Origin of the sequence: Limibacillus sp., assembly GCA_037379885.1 — a bacterium.
GTDB lineage: Bacteria > Pseudomonadota > Alphaproteobacteria > Kiloniellales > CECT-8803 > JARRJC01.
In genome coordinates this window covers 1-8,032 of record JARRJC010000062.1, presented here as the reverse complement: position 1 = coordinate 8,032, position 8,032 = coordinate 1, and the positions used below count along the sequence as shown (strand labels likewise).

Below are 8,032 nucleotides of genomic sequence, written 5' to 3'. Positions count from 1 at the left end.
TGTTTGTGGCTACAATATGGCTACAAACTACCGTTGTGCTTAGAGGTCCCATGCGGCTGTTCAGCTAGTTCAAGAAGCGAGGCTGGGGCCCCAAAAACCAAAAGGTGGTCGGTACGTGCTATTGCCTAGCACTACCTGTGACTAACGCCGCCAAGCCCAGCCCCCAGAAAATTTTTGCAGGAATCTTGAATTTGGGCCTACTGCTAAATGTCCGCTTCTGGCTAAAAGCGGACATATCGTCAGTCGGGCAGACCGGCTTCGCGCAGTCCATTAAGGAAGTGTTCCCATTCAGCTTCGTATCTGAAATTACTTTGGTAGTTACCCAACAAGTCCTGAACGCTCCCCGCCGACGCAGATGCGTAGCCCAGTTCTTCGCTCCGTAATTCCACGAACTGGGCGAGCGCTGCCTGGGCACGTGGCTTGTCGCCCAAGCGGGCATAAGCGGCCGCTAGCCATCCATGACCCCAGCCTTCCAGACGGGCACCCGAAAGGGCCCTTGCCGCCTCTCGGTATCTCTCGCCTCGGTAATAGCCGATCCCAAGCCATCTCAGATAGACATCAGGATATAATGGGTTCAGCCGTACCGCTTCTTCTAAAAGCGGGATTCCCTCTTCCGGGCGTCCGACCACATAAAGCCCATGGCCCACCTCAGCCATGATATCGGGGTCGCCTGGCTTTCGCGCCAAAGCTCTATCGAGTTCAGCCTCAGCCTCTTCCCAGAGCTGGAAACCGATCAAGGCCCACGCCGACATCGCCCGGCCAAGCGGGTCGTTGCTGTCCAGTTCCAGGCATTTCCGTGCGCATTCCAGTCCCGTCTGCAGGGCGTTATCGATCCGCGCCCAATGCAGAAAATGATCAGTTACGCAGGTGTTCGCGAGACCGCCATAGGAGCGAGCGAAGCCCGGATCGGAATCGATCGCCTTCTGATAAAGCCGAGCCGCCGCACTGTTCTCTTCCGGTGTGAAGCGATAGTAGTGCCGATTGGCCTGAAGGAATAACTCATACGAGTGGATATTGCTTGTGGGTTTCCTTGAGGCCTTTTCCGCAACGTCCTTGCCGAGCTGCGCGGCCACGGCGGCGACGATTGAGCGGGTCACATCGTCTTGTACCGCAAAGATGTCTTCCAGGTCGCGATCGTACCGCTCTGCCCAAATGGGACTCCCGTTCTCTGTCTCGACCAGTTGGGCGGTCATTCTGGCCCTGTTTCCTGCCCGGCGGACGCTCCCCTCTACGATGTAGTCAACGCCCAGCTTTCCGCGCACTTCCTTGATGCTGGTTTGGTCGCCCTTCAGGGCGAAGGCTGATTGACGGGCGATGACGCTAAGAATCTGGAAGCGTGAAAGCTCGGCAATGATGTCCTCTGTTATGCCGTCGGAGAAGTACTCCTGCTGAGGGTCTCCCGACATGTTCGAGAAGGGTAGAACGGCGATCGAGGGCTTTCGCTGAAACGCCCGGGGAGAAGCGGGTGATTTTCCGCCTCGTTCGCCTACCTCATCAATGCCTTCCCATTGCCATACAGAAATCTCGCGGGGGATGTTCTTGAACGTCTTCTTTCCGAGGCTGGTGAACGAGGCAGACAATTGCCTTTTCAGGTTTTGATAAACGCTGTCGGAAACACAAATCCCGCCGGGGGCTGCGGCGCCCTCGAGACGGGAAGCCAGATTGACTCCATCGCCAAGGATGTCATCACCATCGATGACGATATCGCCCAGATTGATGCCGATCCGGTATAGGATACGACCGTCATCAGGCTGGTCTTCCGAGCGCTCTGCGAGAGCCTTCTGGATTTCGATGGCGCATTCGACGGCGGCCGAAACGCTCTGGAACTCGATGAGCAAGCCGTCGCCTGTCGTCTTAACGAGGCGTCCTCCGAACTGTGTAATCTTGGGGTCGATCAGGCCAGATCGTAGCGCCCTCTGCCGCTCGATTGTGCCCAGTTCGTCGGCGGCCATAAGCCGGCTGTAGCCGACCATGTCCGCTGCAAGGATCGCAGCTAAGCGATGCTGCATCGCGGTGTCCTCCCAGAGAAAACAATATCCACGATGCTCCCTTGTCTCCAGAAGGATAGTTTTTGGTCATGTCCGCTTTTGGCTAAAAGCGGACATCCTCCAAGAAATACGCAAGCTAGTGACCTGACATCTTCTGGCGGTCTGGTGCCTAGTGCCTTGGCAAATATCCTTAGCTCATCCGCCCTCGACGGGTGTGCCGAAGACGATGATTGCCACGCAGAAAAGGGCGAGCAGCGCAAAGCCGCTTGCCCGGGCTTGGCGCCCGCGTTTTGCCGCACTGATCGCAGCGACCAAGCACTGCATGCCGTAGTAGGCCGCGAAGCAGCGTGAGGCGAAGGTGATCAGGCTGTAGATGTGGGTCTCCCAAGTGATCACGCCGGCCACCACGCAGATTAGCGGATAGATATGCCGCATTCTGATTCGCGAACCTGCGATATTGTATACTAGGCCGCCGGCCCCGAGAGTGTCTGCGATTGCCGCGCTTGACTGGCTTGCGAGCGCACCCGCTAGGACCAGCAGGGGCAAGAGGAACGAGACGGGCCCCAGCATGTCCACGACGGCGGCCACGTCCCCGCCGGTCGTTCCCTTGGAGAAGAGAGGGGTCATGAGCAGGAAGAAGCAAAGATAGATCGCAGCGGAAAGTAACTGGGCGATCTTCATGGTCCGCACCCGCAGTTCCGGGGAATAGCGGTTCCCGAGAAAGCGTGAGGTCTCGAAGCCCTGCACTAGGATCAGCAGGCCGAGCAGAACCGGAAGACTGGCTGGATCGAAGTGGCCAACGGGGAGCAGCGAGCCACCCTCGGGGGCGACGGTAAGTCCGACGTCGTAGAGGAATAGCCCCATCATCATGCCCGCGATCACCGCGAGCTTTGCCGAGACCACATAGATCTCCATGCCCTCTACCGCGCGGAATCCGCGCCAAAGCCCGATGCCGCCTATCACGGTGAGCACAAGGGTCACGACGGTCTTGACGAGGATCAGGTCATGAAGGCCCATGGGCTTCAGCAGGAAACTTGCGAAGAGCACGAGGTAGTAGGCGACGGACACGAAGTAGGCGAAGGCGAGGACGAGATGAGAGAGCCTCTCGAGCGAGCCGATCAGCCCGCCGCCGTCCTGCTGCGCCAGCAGAGGCTCTACGTGAAGGATGTTCTCGCGCACCGCCGCCCCGACCAGATAGGCAACGAGCAGGAGAGCAGCCATGGCGAGGACCGCCCAACCGCCGTAGAGATTACTCAGGATCGGCGTGGAGACGAGAAATCCACTGCCTATGATGGATGCCAGCGGCGTTCCTACAGCCCGCCACGTCGCGGACCCCGTGACCTTGGGCCGAAGTAACCAAACCCCCGCGCCCAATAGCGCAAGCAAGGTGAGGAGTTCGTTCATGGCCGGCCCTTCCTGATCCTACGCATCCCACGGAACCCCGTTGCTGCAGCGCCATAACCTTACTCTCGCCCTGGGATCCGGCAAGGAGGAGTCATGCTAAACAGCGCTAGTACAGGACCAGCGTTGACTGCATAAAGCGCCGCTAAAATTCAGAACTTCAGCGGGTTGATGTTGGCAGCCGAGGCCATTCTCTACACGAGAGGGCGCAGTGATTCTGAACGTCCACTATTGGCTAGAAGCGGATATCTACCGTGGGTTCAGCGCTCGGAACGGGTTACCGATTCTCGTAGAATACAGTCACTCCTCTTCCAAATTGCTTGGCCGAGGTTTTGCGGCGTGGTTCATCTCATAGTGCTGGAATGGACCTTACTGGTCAGTGCACTAAGGTCTAGCCTGATGATTCCGACCACCCTTCAACACCCGCACCTGCATGGAGGGAGCGAAGATGGATCCGCGCCACAACGTTCTCGGGCAACCCATCGGTTTTGCGCTGGAAGACTGGAAGCCCAGCAGAAAACCGGAGCGCCAATCCATGGAAGGTCGATTCTGCCGTCTGGAACCGCTGTCGCGCGCCGCTCACCTAGGCGCGCTTCATGCCGCCTTCAGCGCAGATAAGGAGGGGCGGATCTGGACCTATTTGCCCTATGGGCCCTTTGACCGGGAGAGCGATCTGGGCGATTGGGTCGATGCTATGGCCGCCCAGGATGATCCGCTCTTCTTCGCCATCATCGAGGCGGCCAGTGGCCGGGCCCTAGGGGTCGCCAGTTACCTGCGAATCACGCCCAATGTCGGCTGTATCGAGGTTGGCCATATAAATTTCGCTCCTGCCCTGCAGCGCAGCGCGGCGGCCAGCGAGGCCATGTTCCTAATGATGGCGCGCGTCTTCGACGAGCTTGGTTACCGTCGCTATGAATGGAAATGTGATGCGCTCAACAAGGCTTCCCAGCGGGCGGCAAAGCGTCTTGGCTTTGTCTTCGAGGGCATCTTCCGCCAGGCAACGATTTACAAGGGACGCAACCGTGACACGGCCTGGTATTCGATCATCGACAGAGAATGGCCCGCGTTGAAGCGAGCTTTCGAGACTTGGCTCGCGCCCGAAAATTTCGATGCCGACGGGAGTCAGAAGCAGAGCTTGGGCATCCTGACCGCACATCGCTGACCGCTAGGTGGTGGCTGAGCGATTACACTCTCATTGAATCTGGAGTTGCAGTTCCAGGCGCGCATACTTGGAGTTGATCATCAAAGCGTCCGCCCCAGGGACGTGGTGCTCCGGGGAGTGGGCAGCCAGCCAGTTTGGCTGCAGTGCTGAGCTCACTGAGATCCAATTGTCCGCTTTGGCTAGAACTGGACCTTAAGCTCCTTTCCACTCAATGCGTCGAACTTGCGGTTACAGTCCGGGCACTCATAGTAAGGATCGGACATTCCCGACGGCGCGTCCTCCACATAGTCCATTTCCTGGCCGCAGAAGGGGCAGACGCCTTCTCTTGCTAGCTTGGTCTGGTCATTCATCTGCAAACCCCTCGAGCAAATGGCGGGAGAATCAGGCCGCTGCAGGAAGACTAAGCATGCTCCGCGCCTCCGCAGCACTTGCAGGGCGCCGATCATACTTTGCACAGAGGTCCACCGCTTGCTTCACCAGTGCGGCATTCGAGGGGGCGAGGGTGTCCTTATCTAGGCGGATATTGTCCTCCAGCCCGGTACGAACGTTGCCGCCCAGCTCCAGGGACCAGTTCACCAGGGTGATCTGGTCCTTGCCAATGCCGGCGCCGGTCCAGGTGGCGTCTGGAGCGAGGCGCCGCAGGGTCTCCACGTAGAACTCGAAGGCCGGGCGGTCCACTGGCATGGCGTTCTTCACGCCCATCACGAACTGGACATGAAGCGGGCCCTTGATGGCGCCTGCCTTCTCCATCTCCACTGCTTTATAGATCATCGACAGATCGAAGGCCTCGACCTCGGGTTTGACGCCGTTGGCCAGCATCTTCTCTGCCAGCATGCCAATCAACTCCGGGCTATTGTCGTAGACGCGTGTCGGAAAGTTGCAGGAGCCGGTCGCGAGTGAGGCCATATCGGGTTTTAATTCGATCATGCCACCGCGTTCCGACCCCTTTCCCGAACGACCGCCCGTCGAGAATTGAATGATCATTCCGGGGCAGTGCTTACGCAGCCCTTCTAGCAGCAAGGCGAATTTGTCTGGGTCCGAGGTGGTCGAGCCGTCGTCGTTCCTGACATGGCAATGCGCCAGCGAGGCGCCCGCCTCGAAAGCCGCATGAGTAGATTCGATCTGCTCGGAGACGGTAATCGGCACATTCGGGTTGTTCTCCTTCTTCGGTACCGACCCGGTTATCGCAACGGTGATAATCGTTGGGGTCATCATGGCGGGCGCCTCCTCCGTAAGTAGCTTCCTCGAGAGCTTCTCGGACCCATTCGTTTCTCAGAAACTGTCATTTTATGGGTAGGGCGCTCACTTGTCGAAGGGCGCCATCGATCGACCGCCAGAACCTAAACGCAAGTGCCCCGGCGCAGGACCGACCAGGATCGGAACTGTTGGAGGCGGAAGCCTGAAATCACTAAGACTTCAACGTCCGCTATTGGCTAGAAGCGGAACCAACTCCTCCGATTCTGAATCCTTCGGCTGCTTCGGCGCCCCACATCCAAGAAAAGAGCCTCAAGAAGAAGGGTCGTGTGCATGACTCTCCCTCAGGGCGATCTCTCTCGCTGCAAATAGACCCCTGAACGTAGATCGCCTAAAATGATGTTCCTAACGGGAGGGAGCGCAGTCGATGGAAAGGCATCTTGCCGCCATCTTAGCTGCAGACGTGGTTGGTTACAGCCGCGCGATGGATGCCGACGAGACCGGAACACTTGAGCGCCTCAAGGCGCATCGTCGCGAGCTGCTAGAACCTTTGGCCACACGGCACGGGGGCCGCACCATCAAGCTGATGGGCGATGGAGCCCTGATGGAGTTCGCCAGCGTTTTTGACGCCGTCGTCTTTGCCGTATCCGTCCAACTGGCAATGCGCGAACGCAATGCGGAGTTGCCGGAGAACGAGCGGCTGCTCTTTCGGATCGGCATAAATCTCGGCGATGTGATTGACGAAGGCGACGATATCTATGGAAACGGCGTAAACATCGCGGCCAGGCTCGAAGGCCTCGCCGAGCCTGGCGGTATTTGCGTAAGGCGCAACGTACGCAATCAGGTGCGGGACAGGGTGAAGCTGGACTTCGAAGACCTCGGCGAGTTGGAGGTCAAGAACATCGACAGGCCGGTGCGCGCCTTCAAAGTTCTGCTCAACGAGACGGCCGAAAGGCTGGCCGAGGCTGCCGAAAGTGAAGGTGGCAACATCCGGAAGCGGAAGGTCTCGCGCCCGCTTGCCGCAGCCCTGATCCTGATCTTAGTCTCGCTGGGCCTGGCCGTGGCGTGGATAACCGTCGGGCCTCAGACATCGCCACCGGAACAAGTGGAGAATCGGGCCGCCCTCGCTGAGAAGTCTTCCATCGCGGTCCTGCCCTTTGAGAACATCAGCGGCGACCCCGACCAGGACTACTTCGCCGGTGGCATGACCGAGGACCTGACCACCGATCTCGCGAAGATCTCCCGCTTGATGGTGATCGCCAGGAGCTCTTCTTCGACCTACCAAGACCTCTCGATGGATATGCGGCAGATCGCGAACGAGCTCGGGGTCCACTACCTCGTGCGGGGCAGTGTCAGGAAGTCCGGCGACAGGGTCCGAATCACCGCTCAACTGATCGATGGGAGTTCCGGCGAGCATCTCTGGGCCGAACGTTACGACCGGAACTCAATGGATATCTTTGACCTGCAGGACGAGATCACCTCGCAGATCATCTCCCAGCTAAAGATCGAGGTCAGTCCGGGAGAGCAGCAGCGCCTGGCCAGCCACCTTACCGACAGTCCGGAGGCCTACGATCTTTATATCCAGGCCCTGCAGTATGAGAGCTACTACACCAAGGAAGGGAACCAACGTTCCATAGCACTGTTGCAATCCGCTCTGGAGATAGACCCGAACTTCGCGGCGGCGATCGGCAGGCTCGCGACGGCCCATACACTCGCCGCCGAGAACGCCTGGACGGACACTCCGGAGAAGTCTCTTGCCGAGGCGCAGCGGCTGGCTGAGAAGACCGTGGAACTCAACGACGAGCTGCCGTCTGCTCACTGGGTGATGGCGCGGGTCTTCTCGCGGCCGGGACTCTTCGATGGCGATAAGGGCATCGCCAGTCTCAAGCGAGCCATCGAGCTGGACCCAAACTATGCCGACGCCTATGCGATGCTGGCCAACATTCAGAACAGGGTGGGAAAGGCCGATGAGGCGCTGGGCAACATCGAGCAGGCCATGCGGCTCAATCCGCACTTTCCCTTCTGGTACCGTTTTGTCTTGGGCAGCAGCCAGTTCATGCTCACCCACTACGAGGCCGCCGCGCAGAACTTCGAGAAGGCGATCGAACTCAACCCCAATGTACCCTGGCCTCATCGCTGGCTTTCCAGTTCCACCAATTCCCACTGCGCGTCGTCTATCCTGCCGAGGTGGCCGTAGGCGGAGGCGAGCCAGCGATGAGGCCAGGGTACAGTGGGGTTGAGTTCGATCGCCTTCTCGAAGTTCTGCGCGGCGGCCTCGTAGTGGGTG

General features: G+C 59.0%; 6 protein-coding genes. 2 read left to right on the top strand and 4 right to left on the bottom strand.

Annotation, left to right across the window (positions count from 1 at the left end; translation table 11 throughout):
* Window positions 1–239: 239 nt before the first annotated feature.
* Complete coding sequence (locus P8X75_13435) at window positions 240–2,009, bottom strand: adenylate/guanylate cyclase domain-containing protein (protein ID MEJ1996183.1); 1,770 nt, start codon at window positions 2,007–2,009, stop codon at window positions 240–242.
* 174 nt (window positions 2,010–2,183) lie between these two features.
* Complete coding sequence (locus tag P8X75_13430) at window positions 2,184–3,392, bottom strand: hypothetical protein (GenBank protein MEJ1996182.1); 1,209 nt, start codon at window positions 3,390–3,392, stop codon at window positions 2,184–2,186.
* Between the two features lie 445 nt (window positions 3,393–3,837).
* On the opposite strand from P8X75_13430, the gene P8X75_13425 reads away from it, so the two are divergent.
* Complete coding sequence (locus P8X75_13425) at window positions 3,838–4,551, top strand: GNAT family protein (protein ID MEJ1996181.1); 714 nt, start codon at window positions 3,838–3,840, stop codon at window positions 4,549–4,551.
* Window positions 4,552–4,730: 179 nt separating this feature from the next.
* On the opposite strand, the gene P8X75_13420 is transcribed toward P8X75_13425, so the two are convergent.
* Complete coding sequence (locus P8X75_13420; GenBank protein MEJ1996180.1) at window positions 4,731–4,901, bottom strand: hypothetical protein; 171 nt, start codon at window positions 4,899–4,901, stop codon at window positions 4,731–4,733.
* A 31-nt stretch (window positions 4,902–4,932) separates the two neighbouring features.
* The gene (locus P8X75_13415) at window positions 4,933–5,766 is read right to left on the bottom strand and encodes a 3-keto-5-aminohexanoate cleavage protein (protein MEJ1996179.1); all 834 of its coding nucleotides are present in this window, start codon (window positions 5,764–5,766) and stop codon (window positions 4,933–4,935) included.
* 406 nt (window positions 5,767–6,172) lie between these two features.
* Here P8X75_13415 and P8X75_13410 point away from each other — a divergent pair, with 406 nt between their 5' ends.
* The gene (locus P8X75_13410; GenBank protein MEJ1996178.1) at window positions 6,173–7,942 is read left to right on the top strand and encodes an adenylate/guanylate cyclase domain-containing protein; all 1,770 of its coding nucleotides are present in this window, start codon (window positions 6,173–6,175) and stop codon (window positions 7,940–7,942) included.
* The last annotated feature ends 90 nt before the right edge of the window (window positions 7,943–8,032 follow it).